Source organism: Pseudarthrobacter equi (assembly GCF_900105535.1).
GTDB lineage: Bacteria > Actinomycetota > Actinomycetes > Actinomycetales > Micrococcaceae > Arthrobacter > Arthrobacter equi.
In genome coordinates this window covers 962,918-981,439 of sequence record NZ_LT629779.1, presented here as the reverse complement: position 1 = coordinate 981,439, position 18,522 = coordinate 962,918, and the positions used below count along the sequence as shown (strand labels likewise).

The window sequence follows — 18,522 nt, the reverse complement described above, 5'->3', positions numbered from 1 at the left end:
ATTGGCGCGGGAAAGACGATGGATGCATGACTGAACAGAACTCCTTTTACGATGTGCTGGTTGTTGGCGGCGGGGCCGCCGGCCTGAGCGCCGCGCTGATGCTGGGCCGGACCCGGCGGCGGGTGGCGGTGGTGGACAGCGGTGAGCCCCGCAATGCCCCGGCGCACGGCGTGCACGGCTTCCTGTCACGCGACGGGATCAGCCCGGCAGAACTCCTCGCCACTGGCCGCGACCAGGCGCGGCACTATGGCGCGGACATCATCAACGGCACGGTGGTGGCTGCCGGAGGCGGCGTGGAGCAGGGTTTCGAGGTAACGCTCGACGACGGCAGGCGGCTTCGCGGGCGGCGACTCCTGATCACCACGGGCCTGGTGGACGAACTGCCGGACATCCCGGGGTTGCGCGAGCGATGGGGCCGGGACGTGCTGCACTGTCCGTTCTGCCATGGATGGGAGGTCCGGGACCAGGCCATCGGCGTAGTGGGCACCGGCCCGTGGTCTGTGCACCAGGCCCTGCTGTTCCGGCAATGGTGCAGCAGCATCACCCTGTTCCTCAATGACGTGGTGGAGCCCTCCGGAGACGAACTCGAGCAATTGGCTGCCCGTGGTGTGAAGGTGGTTCCCGGCGCCGTCGAGACCGTGCGGGTCCACGGCGATGCGCTCAAGGCCGTGGTGCTGGCGGGCGGCCCGGAGGTGGCCGTGGACGCCGTCGTGGTGGGTACCCGGGTGCACGCCCGCCTTGACGCGTTCGCCGGCCTTGGCCTGACGGCGGTTCCGCATCCAATGGGCATCGGGGACTACCTGGAAACCGATGCCGAAGGCGCAACGACGGTGCCCGGAGTCTGGGCTGCCGGCAACGTCACGGACGTGAGGGCACAGGTCCTGGCATCCGCCGCTGCAGCGTCGTGGACCGCCGTGATGATCAACAACTCCCTGATGGCCGGGGAGATGGCCCGCGACCTCGCCGCCTACCGGGAGTCGCTGGCCGTTACCGGTGTTTGAATTCCGGTTCGCGCTTTTCCGTGAACGCCGCCATGCCTTCCTTCTGGTCCTCGGTGGCGAACAGGGAGTGGAAGAGCCGGCGCTCGAACACGACACCCTGGGCCAGCCCGGTTTCGAAGGCGGCGTTCACGGCCTCCTTGGCAGCCATCGCCACCGGCTTTGACTTGCCGGCAATGACTTCGGCCGCTTTGAGGGCCTCGGCCACCACGTCCTCGGCGGGTACCACGCGGGACACCAGGCCGGACCGCTCGGCTTCCTCGGCCCCGATGAACCGCCCGGTGAGGATCAGGTCCATGGCCTTGGCCTTGCCCACGGCGCGGGTGAGCCGCTGCGAGCCGCCCATGCCGGGAAGGACGCCGAGGTTGATTTCGGGCTGGCCAAACTTGGCGTTGTCCCCGGCGATGAGCAGATCGCACATCATGGCCAGTTCGCAGCCGCCACCCAGGGCAAACCCGGAGACAGCAGCAATGGTGGGGATACGGAGCCTGGTGAAGTCCTCCCAGCCGCGGAACCAGTCCGCGGCGTACATGTCCATGTAGCCCTGGGCGGCCATTTCCTTAATGTCGGCGCCGGCCGCGAAGGCCTTCCCGGAGCCGGTGATCACCACGGCGCCGGTTCCGGGGTCAGCGTCCATGGCGCTGACGGCGTGCACCAGTTCCTCCATGGTGGCTTTGTTCAGTGCATTCAGCGCCTGGGGCCGGTTAAGCGTCACCAGCCCCACCCTGCCGTGCTGTTCCACCAGGATGTTGGCGTACTCCGTCATTCAGGACTCCCGTCGTCGTGCGCTGTTGCGGTCTTGTGCGGTGCGGGGCCGGATTTTTCGCGGATGTCGTTGATGATCGCGGAAAAGTCCTGGCCGGCGCCGCCTTCCGCGGCAAACGTATCGTAAATTTCTGCGGCAAGCGGGCCCATCCGGCCGGCCACTCCGGTGCTGTGCAGGGCGTTGAGGGCAAGGTTGAGGTCCTTGGCCATCAGCGCGCCGGCGAATCCCGGCTGGTAATCGCGGTTGGCCGGACTGGTGGGAACCGGGCCGGGCACCGGGCAGTTGGTGGTCAGGGCCCAGCATTGTCCGGACGCGGCGGAGGCGACGTCGAACAGCGCCTGGTGGCTCAGCCCCAGCTTCTCGCCGAGGACAAAGGCCTCGCTGACGGCGATCATTGAGACGCCCAGGATCAGGTTGTTGCATACCTTCGCCGCCTGGCCGGCCCCGTGGGCTCCGCAGTGGACGATGCGCTTGCCCATGACGTCGAGGAGCGGCCTGACGGCGTGGAAGTCGTCCTCTTCACCGCCCACCATGAAGGTGAGCGTTCCGGCCTCCGCGCCCACCACGCCGCCGGACACGGGAGCATCCACGGACCGGTGCCCGGCACCGAGCGCCAGCTGCGCCGCCTCCCTGGCTTCGTCGACATTGATGGTGGAACAGTCCAGGAACATGGTTCCCGGTGCTGCCAGTGCCAGCAGTCCCGGCTGGCCCCCGGTACCGCGGTAGGCGTCCAGGACGTGCTGGCCGCTGGGGAACATGGTGAGTACCACGTCCGCGTCCGACACAGCCTTGGCAACACTTCCGACAACCGGGACACCGGCGGAGCGGGCCGCGTCCACGGCAGCCGGCACTACGTCGTACCCCGCCACCCGGTGCCCGGCCCTGACCAGGTTCACTGCCATCGGTCCGCCCATGTGGCCGAGCCCCAGGAACGCCACGGTGTAGGTGTCAGGCATGGTCCGCCTCCTCTTGTTGTGCCGCCTCCGGCCCATGCTCCGGACCTGTTCCGAGGTCCAGTTCCCTGCTGCCGAGCGGCCTGAAGAAGCGTTCAACCTGCTCCGGCGATACTTCTGCCAGGGTGGGCGGCTTCCAGTGCGGGGCGCGGTCCTTGTCCACCACCTGCGCCCGGATGCCTTCGCGGAAATCGGGTGCCGCCAGGAACCGCAGCCCCACCCGGTATTCCTGGGCCAGCGCGTGGTCCAGCGGTGTCCCCGCCACCCGCCGCAGCGACGCCAGGGTGACCTTGACGGAGGTGGGGGACTTCGCCTCGATGGTGTCCGCGGTGTGTGACGCATCGGCGCTGCCGTCTCCGGTCCACGCCCGCAGCCGCCCCACGATTTCTTCCGCGTCTGCAGAGTCGTAGCAGCTGTCGATCCACTGCCGCTGCCCGGCAAGTCCGGACGGCGGCGGGTCCACGGCAAAGCGTCCGACGGCGTCTTCCGGGGTTTCGTTTTCCAGCGCTGCCGTGAGTTCGTCGAGCCTGCCGGACGGAACGTAGTGGTCCGCCAGGCCAAGGAACAGTGCGTCCGCACCGTCGAGGTGGGCGCCGGTGAGGGCTGCATGGGTTCCCGCCTCCCCTGGTGCGCGGGCCAGCAAAAGCGTCCCGCCGACGTCGGGCGCAAACCCAATGGTTGTCTCAGGCATCCCGGTCCTGGTCCGCTCGGTGACCACGCGGACCGAGCCGTGCGCCGAGATTCCCACGCCGCCGCCCAACACCAGCCCGTCCATCAGCGCGACGTAGGGCTTCGGGTACCGGGAGATCAGGTGATTCAGCCGGTACTCGGCCTGCCAGAAGTCCGCGGTATCGTCTCCGCCGCGGAGAATGTCGCGGTAAATCGCCACGATATCTCCCCCGGCGCACAAACCCCGGCCGCCGGCGCCCTGCACCAGGACCGTGCTGACGCTGCCGTCCTCCGCCCATTCGGTGAGCTGCCGCAGCAGTGCCTCAACCATCCCGGCGGTGAGTGCGTTGACCGCCTTGGGCCGGTTGAGCGTTGCCACCGCCAGCTTGCCGCGCCGGGTGAAAAGCACTTCCGCTTCAGGGGCGGCGGCCGTTTCCGTCATCAGCTTCCTTCCGGCATCACGAAGCTGGCTCCGTGGCGTATTCCCGAGGGCCACCGTGTGGTGACCGTTTTGGTCTTGGTATAGAAGCGGAAGGCGTCCGCGCCGTGCTGGTTCAGGTCCCCGAATCCGGAGGCCTTCCAGCCGCCGAACGTGTAATAGGCCAACGGCACCGGAATGGGAACGTTGACCCCCACCATGCCCACATCCACCCTGGTGGCGAAGTCCCGGGCGGAATCGCCGTCACGTGTGAAGATGGCCACGCCGTTCCCGAACGGGTTATCGGTACAGAGCCGGAGAGCGTCGTCGTAGGTCGCGGCGCGGACCACGCTGAGTACCGGGCCAAAAATTTCGTTGCGGTAGATGGCCATGTCCGGGGTGACGTGGTCGAAAAGCGCCGGGCCCACCCAGAAGCCGCCGGGGTAGCCGTCGACAGTGAGTCCGCGTCCGTCGGCGAGGAGGGTGGCGCCGTCGTCCACGCCTGAACTGATGAGTCCCTCGATGCGGTCCTTGGCGGCTGCTGACACCACTGGCCCGAAGTCCGAGCCCGCGTCGAGGCTGTGGCCCACCGTGAGTTTCCGGACGCGTTCTTCCAGCCTGGCCACCAACCGGTCAGCGGTGTCCGGACCCACCGGCACGGCCACCGAAATGGCCATGCAGCGTTCTCCTGCCGAGCCGTAGCCTGAACCGATGAGGGCATCCGCCGCCTGGTCCAAATCGGCATCCGGCATCACCACCATGTGGTTCTTGGCCCCGCCGAAGCACTGGGCCCGCTTTCCATGGGCGGCCGCCGTGGCGTAGATGTATTGGGCGATGGGTGTGGAACCCACGAAACCGACGGCTTTCACCCGGGGATCCTCAAGGAGGGCGTCAACGGCCTCCTTGTCCCCGTTCACCACGCTGAAGACACCATCAGGAACACCTGCTTCGCTGTACAGTTCCGCGAGCCGCAGCGGCACCGAAGGGTCCCTTTCCGAAGGTTTGAGCACAAAAGCGTTGCCCGCAGCGAGGGCGGGGCCGGACTTCCAGAGCGGGATCATCGCGGGAAAGTTGAAGGGCGTGATGCCGGCAACCACGCCCAGCGGCTGGCGCAGCGAATGGATGTCAATGCCCTGCCCGGCGTCGCTGGAGAACTCGCCCTTGAGCAGGTGCGGCGCTCCGGCGGCAAACTCCACCACCTCCAGTCCACGTTGGATGTCACCGATGGAGTCGGCCAGGGTTTTGCCGTGTTCGGACGACAGCAGCCTGGCCAATTCGTCCATGTTCCGGTTCACCAGGTCCACGAACTTCAGCAGGATCCGGCCCCGCCGCTGGGGGTTCAATGCCGCCCAGTCCGGCTGCGCCTCCGCGGCGGCAGCCACCGCTGCCTGCACTTCGTCCCGGTCCGCAAGCGGCAGGCGGGCCTGCACGTCGCCGGTGCAGGGGTCGAAGACGTCACCAAACCGTCCGGAGGTTCCGCCGGCATGGCGGCCGCCGATGTAGTGGGAAAGCTCGCGCACCATGGCTGGATGCCCCTTCGCATGTGATCCGGCTTTAGTGACCCAGGTCATTGTGGTTGCGAATATACTCGGACTTCCTACTAAATTCCATCGCCTCTGACCCGGCGGCTTCGACCCGCTCCGGTGTGCCCGGGGGCCGCCGCTCGGGCTTCACCGGCTGCTTTACGTGCGGTGCGGCAGCCACGGTAAGTTAGGGAGCGTGAAGATAGCTACCTGGAATGTGAACTCGCTCCGTGCCCGCGCCGACCGTGTTGAAGCCTGGCTCCAGCGCAGCGACTGCGACGTCCTGGCCATCCAGGAAACGAAGTGCAAGGACGACAACTTTCCCTGGGAGCTCTTCGAACGCATGGGCTACGAGGTGGCCCACTTCGGCGTGAACCAGTGGAACGGTGTGGCCATCGCCTCCCGGGTAGGGCTGGAGGACGTGGAGCGCACGTTCCTGGACCAGCCGGCCTTCGGCAAGGCGGGCAAGGACCCGGTGCAGGAAGCCCGCGCCATGGCCGCCACCTGCGGCGGCGTCCGGATCTGGAGCCTGTACATCCCCAATGGCCGCTCCCTGGATGACGAACACATGCCCTACAAGCTCAAGTGGCTCGAGAGCCTGAAGACCCACGCCCAGGGCCTGGTGACGGAGAATCCCGAGGCCCAGGTGGCACTGATGGGTGACTGGAACATCGCCCCCTTCGACGACGACGTCTGGGACATTGACCTCTTCGTCAACAACCGGTACACCCACGTCAGTCCACCGGAGCGGGAGGCGTTCCACGCCTTCGAGACGGCCGGTTTCACCGACGTCGTCCGGCCGTACACTCCCGGCCCCGGCGTCTACACCTACTGGGACTACACCCAGCTGCGCTTCCCCAAGAAGGAAGGCATGCGGATCGACTTCGTCCTGGCCTCGAAGGCTTTGGCCGCCCGGGTCACCGGCGCCTCCATCGACCGGGAAGAGCGCAAAGGCAAGGGCGCATCGGACCACGCCCCCGTCCTGGTGGAACTGGCGGACTAATGACAACGTCCTGGACCCAGCCAAGGAGACCGCAGTGACGGGCAACCTCTACCGGGGCCAGGCAGGCCTGCCGTTTTCCTCCACCCTCCGCGTTTACGAACCCCTGGACGCGTTCCCGCAGGAACAGCGGAAAGCCATCCAGGCGGCCGGGGCGCGCACTGCCTCACGTGCCGCCGTCGAGAACGCCGAACTCCTCGCCTCGCTGGGACGCATCACCCGCCCCGGCGGTGATCCGTTTCCCACCGGCCGCACCGATCTGGTGCGGGTCACCGCCGCCCCGGCCGCCCAGCCCGGGGGGACCGCTGACGGCGACAGCGGCACAGAGGCCGAGCCGGAACTCCTGTATTGCCCCAGCCAGCTGGTGCTCCGTGCCGGGCTGGCCGCGAATGCACTGATGGAAGGGATCCACGGCCCGCTCGCGGAACTGCTGATCCCCGAAGAACAGCGGGACAGGCACCAGGAACGCATAGACCTGGTCAAGGCGCGGGACGGTTCCACCCGGGTGCACACCAGGGCGTCCACGTGGGGCATCCCCTTCAGCTGGTTTTCGCTGTTCATGGAGTCGGACCACAAGGACGTTGTGGAGGCCGCCGGCCGGATCGTCACCGTCCGGGTGTGGGCGTCAATTACCGATGCGCTGGAACGTGCCCGCTACGCCGTCGCCAACCTTGCGCTGGCCGCCCCGGACCTCGACATGCTGGATGACCTTGCGCAGCTGACCGAATGGCTGGAGCAGTTCCATGTGGAGTCGATGATTGAACTGGACTACGGATCCGTGGCGGACAAGGTCTACCCGGACGACTCCCCCACGGACATAAGGCTCGGCATCGAATGCCTTGCTGAGGGCGACATGACCGGTGCGGCTGCGGCCTACCGGCGGCTGGCCTCGCGCTGGATTCCCATCCGGCAGTTGGCCCGCGCCTCCTGAGTTCCAGCGTCCTTCCCCGTCCGGGCGTTACGGCCGGGGACGGCTCAATGCAGGGGCGGCGCCGTGGTCCTTCGGACCATCAGTTCATGCGGCGCGACGGCGGACTGCACCGCCCCTTCCTGTCCGTCCAGTTCATCGAGAAGCATCTTGGTGGCCAGCTCGGCCTGCTCGTCCGGCCGCTGCCCCACCGTGGTCAGGCCCATGGCTTCGGCGAAGTCGTGGTTGTCGATGCCCACCACTGACAGGTCCGCCGGTACGTTGACGCCGAGCCGGGCGGCCTCGAAGATGACGCCCATGGCCATCTCGTCCGAGGCGCAGAAGATTGCGGTGGGTTTGGCCTCGGACCCGGACCACAGCCGCCGGAAGGCTTCCTGCCCGCTGCGGACGGTGAAGTCTCCCCATTCGTCCCATTCAGGGCGGATCTTCAGGCCGGCGGCCGTCATCACGTCCCTGAAGGCCAGGATGCGAACCCGGGGAACATCGAAATTCAGGTCCGTTTCGTCGTCCCCATGGAGGAGGGCGATGTCCCGGTGGCCGAGCTCGATCAGATGCCGGACAGCTGTGGAAGCAGCCGCGTAATCATCGATGCCGATGTAGGCGCACTCCTCGACATGCCCGCCCACCACCACCAGGGGGATGTCGATTTTTTGCAGGTGGTCCAGCTCTTCCGGGGTCAGTGCCATACAAAGGACCAGCAGGGCGTCGATCTGCTTGTAGACCATGGTCTTGCTGAAGAGCCGTTCCCGGTTGCTGCCGTGGCCGCCCAGATTGAACAGCGAGAGGTTGTACTGCCGGGCATGGAGTTCCCGGTCGGCCCCTTCGATGGCCTTGGAAAAGAACCAGCGGCTCACGAACGGGGCCAGCACACCAATGGTTTTGGTCCTCCCCGTGGCGAGGCCCGAGGCCGAGGACGACGCCACGTAGCCGAGGTTTGTTGCGACCTCCAGGATCTTCTCGCGGGTGGCCGGCGAAACCCGGGGCAGGCCCCGTACGGCCCGGGACACCGTGGCAGTTGATACACCGGCTGCGGCGGCAACGTCCTCGATACTGACACCGTTATGGCCGCCCCGCTGGGATCTCTCTGTTGTGCGTGCCACGGTGTCCCCTCAATAACTCCTTGCAGCGTAAGGCTGTTCGCCCTGCGTTACCCCCAAGACTTCGTATTTTCGCATTCTGCGTGGATGCGGTGCTAACCGCGCGGGACATCCCCCGTTCTGTGACCGATTACCTGCGGTCCGGAAGTTTCCTGCGGAGGCGGATCATGCCGTAGAGCGCCAGGAGGGTTGCCAGCAGGCCCAAGGCCCAGCCCAGGGCGGGTTGCGCCGTCACTTCCATCCAGACAGTGACCACCAGCAGGACCAGGGCCCAGAAGCCGAGGAACCCGATGATGATGTCGAAGTCTTCGCCCGAACGGACGCGGCGGCGGGTGCTTCCCGCTCCCGGAGCCCGGGAGCGGGAAGCGTCGCCCATCACTTGACTGCACCTGCCGTCAGGCCGGCAACAATCTTGCGCTGGAAGACCAGCACCAGGATCACCAGGGGAATGGTGACGATGGTGCCTGCGGCCATGATGGCCGTGTAGGGGATCTGGTTCGGCTGCGCACCCGCGAAGCTGGCGATTGCAACGGTAACCGGCTGGGTCCGTTCGTTCGACAGCTGGCTGGCAATCAGGAATTCATTCCAGGAGGAGATGAACGCCAGGATGGCCGTTGTAAAGATGGCCGGAGCCGCCAGCGGCATGATCACCTTGCGGAATGCCTGTCCCTGCGTGCAACCGTCCACGCGTGCAGACTCCTCCAACTCCCAGGGCATCTCACGGAAGAAGGACGTCAGCGTATAGACGGTCAGCGGCAGGACGAACGAGATGTTCGGAATGATCAGCGCCTGGTAGGTACCCATCCAGCCAATGTTCGTAAAGAGCTGGAACAGCGGGGTGATAAGGGCAACACCCGGGAACATCGAGGCGCCCAGGATGAAGCCCAGTACCAGGTACTTGAACCGGAAGTTGAGCCTTGCAAGCGCGTACGCGGCAAAAACGCCGATGACGAGCGACACCACAGTGACAGTGACGCCGATGATGATGCTGTTCAGCAGCGCCTGGCCGAACTTGTTGCCAAACGATGTGTCGAAGGCAGTCAGGAAGTTGTCCAGCGTGACGTGGGTTGGCCACGGAGTGGTGTCATAGGTGAAGCCCACCTCGCGGAACGCCGTCACCACCATCCAGTAGGCGGGCGCCAGGCACCAGATCAGGATGACGGCGGCACTGATGTACGTCCTGGCACTCGCCCACCTTTCCCGGTTTTGGGCGGTCTTGCGTGCGGCGTTCTGGTCCAGCCGCACTCCGGCGGGAGCACTTGCGGTTGTCATTTCTTCCCCTTACCGGTTGCGCCGCTCTGTTCCACCACGTTGGCGCCCAGGAACCGGACGAAAATGAACGCCACCAGGAAGATGATGACGAACGTAATGGTGGACAACGCCGCCGCTGAGTTGAACCCTTGCCTGATCTGGTTGATCACCAGGATGGACAGTGTGGTGGTGTTGTTGGCACCGCCGGTGAGGATGTACGGAAGGTCGAACATCCTCAGCGCGTCAAGGGTACGGAACAGGATGGCGACCATCAGCGCGGGCTTGACCAGGGGCAGCGTGATCAGGCGGAAGCGCTGCCAGGCACTGGCACCGTCCACCTTTGATGCCTCGTAAACCTCGGCCGGAATCATCTGCAGGCCGGCCAGGATCAGCAGCGCCATAAAGGGCGTGGTTTTCCAGGTATCGGCGATGATGACCGCCCATTTGGCGGGCCACTCGCTGCCCGTCCACAGAATGGAGACGTTGAACAGCTTGTTGATGATGCCGTTGAAGTCGAACATGAACAGCCACAGCTGCGCGGTGACGGCGGTGGGAATGGCCCACGGCACCAGGACGGCTGCGCGGACCAGGCTGCGTCCCTTGAAGGTCCGAGCCATGATCATGGCCATCCAGAACCCCAGGACGGTCTCCAAGGCGACAGTCACCACGGTGAAGAAGAAGGTGGTGGCTGTCGCGGACCAGAACTGGCCTCCGAGGGTGCCCGGCGGGCAAGCCACCGTTCCGCCACCCTGGGCGGCACACTGCTGCCCCAGCCAGTTCACATAATTCTGGATGCCGGCCGCGCCGCCATCCGTGAAAAGACCCGTGACGGGATCGAGCCCGGCGTCCTTCTGGAAGGACATCACGAGCGCGCTGATGATCGGGTACACGATCACGATGGCCAGCGCGACGACAGTCGGCGCCAGCAGCCAAGTGGCCCACCGGCCCTGGCTGGCAATCCTGTTGTCTTCGCCTACCCCTTTAGGCCCGTGATGGGCCGGGGCGGCGCCCGACGCCGGCTGCTTGACCGGCGTCGGGCCCAATTCGGTAGCCATGGCTTGTTACGATCCTGCGCCGGCGGTCTCGATGGACTTCTGCATGTCGGAGAGCGCATCCTTGGCGGGCTTTTCACCCTTCAGCGCCGCGTAGGCGTTGTCCTGGATGGCCTTGGTGACTGCAGGGTAGAACGGGGTTACCGGCCGGGGAACAGCATTCTCGATGGAGGTCTTGAGCACCGGCAGGTACGGCAGCTTGGCAACCAGTTCCTGGTCCTGGTACAGGTCACCGAGGACCGGGGCCAGCGAACCCTGGGTTGCGAAGAACTTCTGCTGTTCTTCCTGCACCAGGAACTTCACGAAGTCCAGGGACGTGGCCTTGTGGTCGGAGTAGACGCTGACGGCTGCGCTGTGGCCACCGAGGGAGGAAGCGCCGGGGCCGTCCTTGCCCGGAAGGGCTGCCATGCCCAGAACGTCCTTGACCTTGGAGGAACCTTCAGTGGTTGCCAGGTTGTAGACGTAGGGCCAGTTGCGCAGGAACAGGAGCTTGCCGTCCTGGAAGGCACGGCGGCTTTCCTCTTCCTGGTAGGTGATGGCTTCAGCCGGGATGTTTCCGTCCTTGAAGGCCTTCACCAGGTTGTTCAGGCCCGCTTCGGCCTCGGGGGTGTTCAGGTTCGGCTTGCCGTCCTTGTCGAGGACGGATCCACCGGCGGAGTTGATTGCTTCCGAGGCGTTGACGGTGAGGCCCTCATACTGCTTGAACTGCCCGGCGTAGCAGCCCATGTTGTTCTGCTTGGCGATGGAGCACATGCCCATCATCTCGTCCCAGGTCTTCGGCGGCGTGGGCACCAGGTCCTTGCGGTAGTACAGGATGCCGCCGTCGGAGGAGACGGGAGCTGCGTAGAGAGTGCCCTTGTAGGAGCCTGCCTCGATGGTGGGCTCCAGCATGCCCTTGGTGTCGATGGCCATCTTGTCCTTGAGCGGCTGCAGCCAGCCCTTGGCGGCGAACTCGGCCGTCCACACGACATCCACGCTGGCTACGTCGTAGTCAGCGTTCTTTGCCTGGAAGTTCTGCACCAGGTCATCGTGCTGCTGGTCGGCGTTGTCGGTCTGCTCCTTGAAGGTGACCTTTTCGTCCGGGTGCGCGGCGTTCCACTTTTCGATCAGCGGACGGACAACGTTGCTGTTGTCCTTGCCCTGCACGTACGTGATGGGGCCCCGGCTGTCGAGGTTGGCTTCAGCGTCGCTGCCGTCGCCCGAGGTTCCGCCACCTCCTCCGCCGGCACAGGCGGACAGGGAAAGGGCCAGAACGCCGGCCGTGGCAACCGGCAGAAGGAATCTAGGGGTTTTCATTGGCTTGAAGCTCCTCGCTGAGAGACAAGTAAGTCGACAGTGCGGTTGTTGGTGAGGTTGATGTGGTGCCTGTCACACTAGTAAGGTTGCTGCGGTTCATGCAAGCGTTTACATCAAAAAGTTATCTAAGGGGAACCAAATGTCCAACCCGTCCGTTCCAGGTGCCCCCAGCAACAGCCGCGAATGGTGGGCCGACGCTGTGGTCTACCAGGTCTATCCCCGCTCCTTCGCCGACGCTGACGGCGACGGAATGGGTGATCTCCGCGGCGTGACCGCCCGCCTGCCATACCTGGAGCGGTTGGGAGTAGACGCCGTCTGGCTCTCCCCTTTTTATAAGTCACCCCAGGCTGACGGCGGCTACGACGTGGCCGACTACCGCCAGGTGGACCCCCTGTTCGGATCCCTGGCCGACTTCGACAGCATGTTGCAGGATGCTCACGGGCGGGGACTGAAGGTCATCGTTGACCTGGTTCCCAACCACACCTCGGATGAGCACCTGTGGTTCCGGGAAGCGCTGGCGGCGCCGCCGGGGTCCGCCGAGAGGGACAGGTACATCTTCCGGCCGGGCAAGGACTCTGAGCCGGGGTCCGGGGACGGCAACAGGCCACCCAACAACTGGAAGTCAATCTTCGGCGGCCCGGCCTGGACCCGGGTCACCGACGCCGGCGGCCAGGACGGAGAGTGGTACCTCCACCTCTTCGACACCAAGCAGCCGGACCTGAACTGGGACAATGCAGAGGTCCAGGAAGAGATGCGGTCAGTCCTGCGGTTCTGGCTGGACCGGGGCGTGGACGGCTTCCGGGTGGACGTTGCCCACGGACTTGTCAAGGAGGCCGGCCTGCCGGACTGGGACGGCGTGGCTGCCATGGTGGAGGGCACTGCCCCGCACCGGGATCCCCTGCTCCCGGGCGATGCCCCCGGTGCCCACACCGACGCCGAAGAACCGCACCGTGCGGTATCACCGGTGTATCCGCCGTCGCCCTTCTTCGACCAGGAAGGTGTCCACGCGATCTACCGCGACTGGCACAAGGTGCTGTCCGCGTACGGTCCCGACCGCATGCTCGTGGCCGAAGCCTGGGTTGAACCGGCGGAACGGCTGGCCCGCTACGTCCGCCAGGACGAGATGCAGCAGGCGTTCAACTTCGACTTCCTGCTGGCCGGGTGGGATGCGGAGCGGATGGCGGCGGCCATCGATACCTCGCTGGCCGCCGCGGCCACCGTAGGCGCACCGTGCACCTGGGTGCTCAGCAACCATGACACCGTCCGGCACACCACCCGCTTTGGCCTGCCCGATCCCACATCCTTTCCCAAAGGCATCGGCCCGGACGACGAACAGCCGGACGCCTCGTTGGGGCTGGCGCGGGCCCGGGCCGCCACGCTGGTGTCGCTGGCACTTCCCGGCTCGGCCTACCTGTACCAGGGCGAAGAACTGGGCCTGCCGGAGCACACCATGCTTCCCGCCGGGGCACGGCAGGATCCCACGTTCTTCCGCACCAGGGGCGCGGAAATCGGCCGGGACGGCTGCCGGGTTCCGTTGCCATGGACCGCAGGGGCTCCGGGCTTCGGGTTCTCGGACCCTGCTGAGAACGCCGCGGAACCCTGGCTGCCGCAGCCGGACAGCTTCGGTCCGCATGCAGCGGACCTGCAGGACGGTATGGAAGGGTCCACGCTGGAGCTGTACCGCGCCGCCCTGGCTTTCCGGGCGGCGGAGAAACTGGGGGCGGGGAGCGTCGAATGGGCAGAAGCCCATTCACCGGAGAGCGGCGTGCTGGCCTTCACCAACGGGGACGTGCTGGTGGTTGCGAACATGGGATTCGCCAGCGCCCCGGTGCCTGGCGGCTATGCCGTGGCGGTGTCCAGCGGGCCGGAGCCGCGGGCAGAGTGGGCGGACATGCAGGAAATTCCGGTGGACTGCACCGTGTACCTGCAGAAGACAACCACACTTCAACCGGGGAATGCCCAGGACCGGCAGGGCTAGGCCCAGTTAAGCCAACCCGGGAACAGTGCGTCAGCGGACCCGCTCGGCCCTGCCGAAGCGGGTCCGGGCCCCGGCGCCGATATGGATGAGGACGGGAGTCTTCCTTCCCACCACAGCGTCAAGGGCATCAACCAGACCGGCGACTTCGGCGGCCAGAAGATGCGGCGCCACCCCCTGTCGGGGCAGCAGCCGGATCCTCAGCGTCGGGGTGCCTTTGACGTCGTAGGTGGTCACGCTGGACGAGGCGAGGTCCGGGCGGCCGGCGAGCGCCTGCTTGAGCGCCTGTTCGGCCACTCCCGCGCCGATCCGGACATCGCCGGGGACTTCCCCGGGATCATATTCGGATGCCAGGAGGTTCGACCGGCCCTTACCCTGCTGGGCCACCCAGGCAACCATCAGTCCGATCAGGACCAGCAGGACCAATGCCACCACCATCCAGAGCCAGCTTTCCGTCCGCCCGGGGAACCGGGTGGCGTTGAAGGCATCGTTGGCGGTGCTCCAGGCTGCCGCGGACCAGGAATGCCACCACGCTGCGACGGCGGGAACGGTGGCCAGCAGGACCAGCAGGAGGCCAACCGCCAGCAGTTTCAGGCCGAGCAGTGTCAGGAGGATCCGGTTCAGGGCGGTTGGTGTGCTGTTCATGCTCCCACCACCCCGGACGGTGCCACGTTAATACGGACTTCCGGTGCTGGATCGAGCGCCATCTGCTCCACTTCCTCCCGGACGGCGGCCAGGACCGAGTCTCCATCGACGGGCACGCCCGACGTGGGCCGGACGTTCACCATGACCTGGCGCTGCGAGACCACCACCATTACCTGCTCCGGCGTAACGTTTGCGGCCAGCCGAGCCCGGCGGGCCAGCGACGAAGCGATCACTTCGTCGTCAATGACGACGGCGGGACGACCGGATTCGAGCCAACCGCCGGCGAGCGTGTGCCTGGCGCGGCGTCCCGGAGCCACACCGTTGAGGAAAAAGACCAGTCCCACCATGGCAAGCACGGCGCCGATGGCACCCAGCAGGAGGGGTGAAATCCCTGCGGGAAGCACCGTCAGCCGCTCTGCGGCGACTTGGGGTTCGATCAGCCAGGGCGGCTGGCCAATGGCGTGCACCGCAGCCTCCAGCAGCCCGTACCCGGCCAGCGCCATGACCACTACAGCGGCAACGATGGCGACGCCGGCACGCGTCGAACGTGTTTCCCGGCGCACGATCCGGGCCATGTCCGGGCTCCGGCCATTGTGGCGTCCGCCCCTGCCGCCGCGGGCGTCGCTGCCCCGTGTCTCCACGCTGCTGCTCACTGCACCCGACCTCCTTCGCTGATCCTTGCCCCGCTGATCCTGATGTCCACCCGGCTCAGGCTGGCTCCGCTGAGCTCGGTCACCGTGGCCAGGATGCGGGCCTTGGCCTGCACCGTACGCTGCCAGATGGAACCGCCCACCAAGTCAATCCGCCCCGGATCCATCGCCGCCTGCAGCGGGGGGACCCTGATAGGCGTGACAAGCGACAAAGCCAGCAGCCCGTCGTCGTCCGCCCAGTCGGCACGGACGTCCTGGGCGTCAACGCCGAACTCGCGGGCCGCCGACGCCTTGGCGAGGCTGGTCAGCGCCTGCGTGCTGATCCGGTTATGGCCGTTGAGCACCTGCCCCGGCACAGCCGGCGCCGGCGCGCTCATGACGATGAACGCCGGCCCGTGATGGCGTCAAGGACGCCGCGCAGGTCCAGCTTTCCTTCGGCGGCACGGCCCAGGAGCGCTCCGATGGCCATGAAGAGCAAAGAGACGAGGAAGCCCCAGAGGCCGAACTGCAGGGACATGAAAGCAACAAAGGCACCCATCGCGATGCCTGCCACAGTGAGATTCACAGCAATGCCTCCCTTTCCGGAGAGCCGGAGACTGCCGGCTTGACGGGCGGCGGCACGTAGACGTCGGTGACCTCCACGTTCACCTCGATGACCTGAAGCCCTACGAGTTCCTCCACGGCCCGGTAGACCGCGGCGCGGACCTGGTTGGCCAAGGAATGCAGGGGCGTGCCGTAACTGGCAACCAGGCTGATGTCGACAGCCACCTGCGTTTCGCCGACTTCCGCCCTGACCCCCGTGGCATGGTCGGTACTGCCCACGGCATCCCGGATGGCACCCAGCGCCCGGGACGGGCCCGAACCAAGGGAATAGACACCGGGGACCGCCCTGGCGGCGATACCGGCAACCTTGGCCACGGCGGTTTCGGAAATGACGGTGCGGCCCGGCCCCGGCACCGCAGCGGGAACCGGCACGGCCCCGCGGTGGACACCCGGTGTGGGTTGTGGGTTCTGGTATTCCATCAGGCACTCCCCCTTCTTTTGTTTCCAACCCTATCCCCAGCCTGCGGTGATGTGCTGAAATCGCTCCGCGACAGGTGCAGTGGAATCGCGGTGATGTAGGTGCGGGGCGTGACAACCGTCGAGCGGGACAGTTAAAAGGCCCAGGCGGGGAGGCCCCCAAGGACATCCCCGCCTGAGCGGTGCCGCCTGGAGCAGGCGGCGGAAGCGGCAGGTGCCGCGGTCTTGTTACTTGTAGAGGCCTTCGCCGCCAATTCGCTTATTGGTAGGCAGGTAGCCGAACGGGCCCAGGCCGTTCTGGCCGAAGCTGCGGTCCACCTGGGTCACGCCGTTCTTGAAGTTGATCTTGACGGTCGGGGACAGGGATCCGCCGCGGACGCCGTTGACGTTGTCGATGAACGACTGCACCAGGCCGTTGGGCTGGACGTAGTGCGAGTATGCCTGGAACTGCCGGCCATTCTGCTGGCCCGAGATACTTCCACTCGGGTTATTGGCCGGAAGGTTGAGGTCGGTGGGTGAGCCGAGCGCCAGGCCGCTGTTGTTGACCGGCTGATAGTCGGAGCGGATGCCGTCGCCCACGAAGCCGTAGACGCCGTCGGGACCGCGCATGCCGTCCGCATACGTGAACTGGTGGCTGATTGTGTACAGGTAGTACTTGTTCTTGCCGTTCTCGTTCTGGATGAAGATCTGCGGGCGCTCAGTCTGGTCGTTGACGCAGTTGGCGGACAGGATCGGCGGCAGGAAGGACCACTTGGTGAGGTCCTTGTTGTCGGCGACGGCCAGGCCCACGTTGGCGGTCTGGTAGTGCGAACCGGTGTTCTGGACATCGGTCAGGCTTTCAGCGTGCGGATCGCCCGGCTGGTAGCCCAGGTCCTCGCCCTTGCACTGGTAGTCGCCGCGGTTTCCGGCGGTGTTGCCCTCAAAAACCATGTAGGTCTTACCCGGGTGCGCCGGGTCAGCGAAGGTGTACGGGTCGCGGAAGGCGAAGCCCGGGTTCTGGGCCTTGTTCTGGTACAGCTTGCCGTCCGGTTCCAGCAGCTTGGTGTGCTGGAAGCCGTCGAACGTCACGCCGTTCTTGTCGGCATGGATCTTGCCCAGTGCCTTGGCGATTGCGGCGTCGGGAGCGATTCCGCCGCCACCGGCGTTGCGCTCTGCCACATCGTGGAACGTGGTGGCGGTGTAGAAGACGTTGACCTGGTTGCCCTGCATGAGGCGCGTGGAGCCGGACCATTCGGTGTTGCCGATGGACGTGTTGTCCAGGAACAGGTGTCCGCCGTAGTTCCACTTGTCTTTGGCCGGATCGGCGTTGGTCTTGCGGAAGAAGTATCCGATGCGGGCATTCCAGTGGCGCTGGTCGAAGCCATAGCCGGCGTGGCGGTCGGCAACCAGGGAGAAGATGACGTCGTAGCCCTTGTAGCTGATCTGGTTGGCGTTTTCATCCGTCAGGGACCAGGTGTCCCAGACCCAGACGTCGTCGTTCATGGCGGGGAAATCTTCAGGGATTTCCGGCATGGTGACGTCGGGGCTCATGGAGTTCTGGCCCGGTGCAACGGAGGGGTTGCTCTGCGCCATGATCTGCTTGGCGTCCGCACGGGTCCACTTTGAAGTGAAGTCCGACGCCGGGTCAACAGCCTGCTGGGTGTGCTTGGTGGGGAGGGCGAAGCCGGGCGTGGGCGACGGGAGCTGCTGGGCGGCCGGCGGGTCAGCGGGTTCGTTGGCCTGTGCCGAGGGGACGGCCAAGAAGGCCGAGGCCGCAACGGACGCCGCCAGGGCTGCGGCGGCGGTCCGCCACCGCAGCTTCCGGGGTGATTGGGGGTGCTTGTGCATTTTTGCTCTTCTCGCGGAGTTCAAACTGTTCGTGGAAGACGGGCGGATGCCCTGGTTCCCCGCACTCCGGCGGATCCCCCGGCGACACGGCAGGCGTCGTCAGGGACGCCTTTGTAACGGGGGCCGGGACTTGGGTGGAGTCCCGAAGCGGGCCCCGGCGACATCGTGGCGATGTCCGGGCCGGTGTCAACGCTAGGCAGGGCCTGGAGCACATGACAAAACGTGTGTCGGCACTCGAAAACCTAGTTCGACTCATTTGTGCAAGCGCTTACGCAATTCAAGGCGCGCGCGTGCCACAACGATTTTTCACAGTCAAATGTTTCAGATGTCTGACAAATCCATTTTGCGGTTCCCCTGTCACAGCGGAAACGGCTGCCCCGACGGGCCGGGCAGGACGAGGGTCAATAGAGTGGTTCGGCGGCAAAGACAGGTAGCGGGCACTCATGCCGCATTA

General features: G+C 65.9%; 19 protein-coding genes. 4 read left to right on the top strand and 15 right to left on the bottom strand.

Translation table 11 applies throughout. The features are described from left to right. The first annotated feature begins 26 nt into the window (after positions 1 to 26). Positions 27 to 1,001, top strand: a complete 975-nt coding sequence (locus tag BLT71_RS04445; RefSeq protein WP_091717940.1) for an NAD(P)/FAD-dependent oxidoreductase — start codon at positions 27 to 29, stop codon at positions 999 to 1,001. Here the strand turns inward: BLT71_RS04445 and BLT71_RS04440 are convergent. Genes BLT71_RS04440 through BLT71_RS04425 form a run of 4 tightly spaced genes read right to left on the bottom strand, consistent with a single transcriptional unit; the run spans position 988 to position 5,327 of the window. Continuing rightward, positions 988 to 1,764, bottom strand: coding sequence for an enoyl-CoA hydratase (locus tag BLT71_RS04440; RefSeq protein ID WP_091717938.1), 777 nt, complete (start codon positions 1,762 to 1,764; stop codon positions 988 to 990). The two genes, BLT71_RS04445 and BLT71_RS04440, sit on opposite strands and share 14 nt — an antisense overlap. Beyond that, positions 1,761 to 2,720, bottom strand: coding sequence for a 3-hydroxyisobutyrate dehydrogenase (gene mmsB, locus BLT71_RS04435; protein ID WP_091717936.1), 960 nt, complete (start codon positions 2,718 to 2,720; stop codon positions 1,761 to 1,763). The genes BLT71_RS04440 and mmsB overlap by 4 nt, the downstream gene beginning before the upstream one ends. Next, the gene (locus tag BLT71_RS04430; protein WP_091717934.1) at positions 2,713 to 3,828 is read right to left on the bottom strand and encodes an enoyl-CoA hydratase/isomerase family protein; all 1,116 of its coding nucleotides are present in this window, start codon (positions 3,826 to 3,828) and stop codon (positions 2,713 to 2,715) included. The genes mmsB and BLT71_RS04430 overlap by 8 nt, the downstream gene beginning before the upstream one ends. Then, entirely contained in the window at positions 3,828 to 5,327 is a 1,500-nt protein-coding gene (locus tag BLT71_RS04425) for a CoA-acylating methylmalonate-semialdehyde dehydrogenase (RefSeq protein ID WP_091717932.1), read from the bottom strand. Before BLT71_RS04425 ends, BLT71_RS04430 begins: the two co-directional genes overlap by 1 nt. Positions 5,328 to 5,523: 196 nt before the next feature. Between BLT71_RS04425 and BLT71_RS04420 the strand changes: the two genes are divergently transcribed. Together BLT71_RS04420 and BLT71_RS04415 are read left to right on the top strand one after the other, a co-directional pair. Next, on the top strand, positions 5,524 to 6,330 hold the full coding sequence (locus tag BLT71_RS04420; RefSeq protein ID WP_091717930.1) for an exodeoxyribonuclease III: 807 nt from the start codon (positions 5,524 to 5,526) through the stop codon (positions 6,328 to 6,330). A 34-nt stretch (positions 6,331 to 6,364) separates the two neighbouring features. Beyond that, positions 6,365 to 7,258, top strand: a complete 894-nt coding sequence (locus BLT71_RS04415) for a hypothetical protein (protein WP_091717928.1) — start codon at positions 6,365 to 6,367, stop codon at positions 7,256 to 7,258. 44 nt (positions 7,259 to 7,302) lie between these two features. Here BLT71_RS04415 and BLT71_RS04410 read toward each other — a convergent pair whose 3' ends face one another. The 5 genes from BLT71_RS04410 to BLT71_RS04390 all read right to left on the bottom strand — a co-directional run bounded on the left by BLT71_RS04410 (position 7,303) and on the right by BLT71_RS04390 (position 11,951). After that, the gene (locus BLT71_RS04410) at positions 7,303 to 8,355 is read right to left on the bottom strand and encodes a LacI family DNA-binding transcriptional regulator (RefSeq protein ID WP_091717926.1); all 1,053 of its coding nucleotides are present in this window, start codon (positions 8,353 to 8,355) and stop codon (positions 7,303 to 7,305) included. A 127-nt stretch (positions 8,356 to 8,482) separates the two neighbouring features. Next, positions 8,483 to 8,731, bottom strand: coding sequence for a hypothetical protein (locus BLT71_RS04405; RefSeq protein ID WP_091717924.1), 249 nt, complete (start codon positions 8,729 to 8,731; stop codon positions 8,483 to 8,485). Next, positions 8,728 to 9,624, bottom strand: coding sequence for a carbohydrate ABC transporter permease (locus BLT71_RS04400; protein ID WP_091717922.1), 897 nt, complete (start codon positions 9,622 to 9,624; stop codon positions 8,728 to 8,730). Before BLT71_RS04400 ends, BLT71_RS04405 begins: the two co-directional genes overlap by 4 nt. Further along, a complete protein-coding gene (locus tag BLT71_RS04395; protein WP_091717920.1) occupies positions 9,621 to 10,658 on the bottom strand; it encodes a carbohydrate ABC transporter permease in 1,038 nt (345 codons plus the stop codon). The genes BLT71_RS04400 and BLT71_RS04395 overlap by 4 nt, the downstream gene beginning before the upstream one ends. A 6-nt stretch (positions 10,659 to 10,664) precedes the next feature. After that, positions 10,665 to 11,951 (bottom strand): ABC transporter substrate-binding protein, encoded by a 1,287-nt coding sequence (locus tag BLT71_RS04390; protein WP_091717918.1) that lies wholly within the window; start codon positions 11,949 to 11,951, stop codon positions 10,665 to 10,667. Positions 11,952 to 12,090: 139 nt separating this feature from the next. On the opposite strand from BLT71_RS04390, the gene BLT71_RS04385 reads away from it, so the two are divergent. After that, on the top strand, positions 12,091 to 13,929 hold the full coding sequence (locus BLT71_RS04385; RefSeq protein WP_091717916.1) for a glycoside hydrolase family 13 protein: 1,839 nt from the start codon (positions 12,091 to 12,093) through the stop codon (positions 13,927 to 13,929). A gap of 30 nt (positions 13,930 to 13,959) precedes the next feature. Here the strand turns inward: BLT71_RS04385 and BLT71_RS04380 are convergent, their stop codons facing one another. From BLT71_RS04380 to BLT71_RS04355, 6 genes are all read right to left on the bottom strand, one after another. Next, positions 13,960 to 14,571, bottom strand: a complete 612-nt coding sequence (locus tag BLT71_RS04380; RefSeq protein ID WP_091717914.1) for a hypothetical protein — start codon at positions 14,569 to 14,571, stop codon at positions 13,960 to 13,962. Next, positions 14,568 to 15,224, bottom strand: a complete 657-nt coding sequence (locus tag BLT71_RS04375) for a hypothetical protein (RefSeq protein WP_091717912.1) — start codon at positions 15,222 to 15,224, stop codon at positions 14,568 to 14,570. Before BLT71_RS04375 ends, BLT71_RS04380 begins: the two co-directional genes overlap by 4 nt. Then, positions 15,221 to 15,598 carry a hypothetical protein gene (locus BLT71_RS04370; RefSeq protein WP_091717911.1) on the bottom strand — a complete coding sequence of 126 codons (378 nt, stop codon included), beginning with the start codon at positions 15,596 to 15,598 and terminating at the stop codon, positions 15,221 to 15,223. Before BLT71_RS04370 ends, BLT71_RS04375 begins: the two co-directional genes overlap by 4 nt. Continuing rightward, positions 15,595 to 15,786: a hypothetical protein gene (locus BLT71_RS04365; protein WP_056076947.1), complete on the bottom strand. Its 192-nt coding sequence runs from the start codon at positions 15,784 to 15,786 to the stop codon at positions 15,595 to 15,597. The genes BLT71_RS04370 and BLT71_RS04365 overlap by 4 nt, the downstream gene beginning before the upstream one ends. Next, positions 15,783 to 16,244, bottom strand: a complete 462-nt coding sequence (locus BLT71_RS04360) for an Asp23/Gls24 family envelope stress response protein (RefSeq protein ID WP_091717909.1) — start codon at positions 16,242 to 16,244, stop codon at positions 15,783 to 15,785. The genes BLT71_RS04365 and BLT71_RS04360 overlap by 4 nt, the downstream gene beginning before the upstream one ends. A gap of 225 nt (positions 16,245 to 16,469) precedes the next feature. Then, entirely contained in the window at positions 16,470 to 18,068 is a 1,599-nt protein-coding gene (locus BLT71_RS04355) for a glycoside hydrolase family 68 protein (protein ID WP_091717907.1), read from the bottom strand. Positions 18,069 to 18,522: the final 454 nt, after the last annotated feature.

Bases quoted from the DNA above. Each gene is read 5' to 3' on its own strand.
- BLT71_RS04395 (WP_091717920.1), bottom strand. From the start codon at position 10,658: ATGGCTACCGAATTGGGCCCGACGCCGGTCAAGCAGCCGGCGTCGGGC.
- BLT71_RS04360 (WP_091717909.1), bottom strand. From the start codon at position 16,244: ATGGAATACCAGAACCCACAACCCACACCGGGTGTCCACCGCGGGGCC.
- BLT71_RS04445 (WP_091717940.1), top strand. From the start codon at position 27: ATGACTGAACAGAACTCCTTTTACGATGTGCTGGTTGTTGGCGGCGGG.
- BLT71_RS04370 (WP_091717911.1), bottom strand. From the start codon at position 15,598: ATGAGCGCGCCGGCGCCGGCTGTGCCGGGGCAGGTGCTCAACGGCCAT.
- BLT71_RS04430 (WP_091717934.1), bottom strand. From the start codon at position 3,828: ATGACGGAAACGGCCGCCGCCCCTGAAGCGGAAGTGCTTTTCACCCGG.
- mmsB (WP_091717936.1), bottom strand. From the start codon at position 2,720: ATGCCTGACACCTACACCGTGGCGTTCCTGGGGCTCGGCCACATGGGC.
- BLT71_RS04380 (WP_091717914.1), bottom strand. From the start codon at position 14,571: ATGAACAGCACACCAACCGCCCTGAACCGGATCCTCCTGACACTGCTC.
- BLT71_RS04355 (WP_091717907.1), bottom strand. From the start codon at position 18,068: ATGCACAAGCACCCCCAATCACCCCGGAAGCTGCGGTGGCGGACCGCC.
- BLT71_RS04400 (WP_091717922.1), bottom strand. From the start codon at position 9,624: ATGACAACCGCAAGTGCTCCCGCCGGAGTGCGGCTGGACCAGAACGCC.
- BLT71_RS04385 (WP_091717916.1), top strand. From the start codon at position 12,091: ATGTCCAACCCGTCCGTTCCAGGTGCCCCCAGCAACAGCCGCGAATGG.
- BLT71_RS04390 (WP_091717918.1), bottom strand. From the start codon at position 11,951: ATGAAAACCCCTAGATTCCTTCTGCCGGTTGCCACGGCCGGCGTTCTG.
- BLT71_RS04425 (WP_091717932.1), bottom strand. From the start codon at position 5,327: ATGGTGCGCGAGCTTTCCCACTACATCGGCGGCCGCCATGCCGGCGGA.
- BLT71_RS04440 (WP_091717938.1), bottom strand. From the start codon at position 1,764: ATGACGGAGTACGCCAACATCCTGGTGGAACAGCACGGCAGGGTGGGG.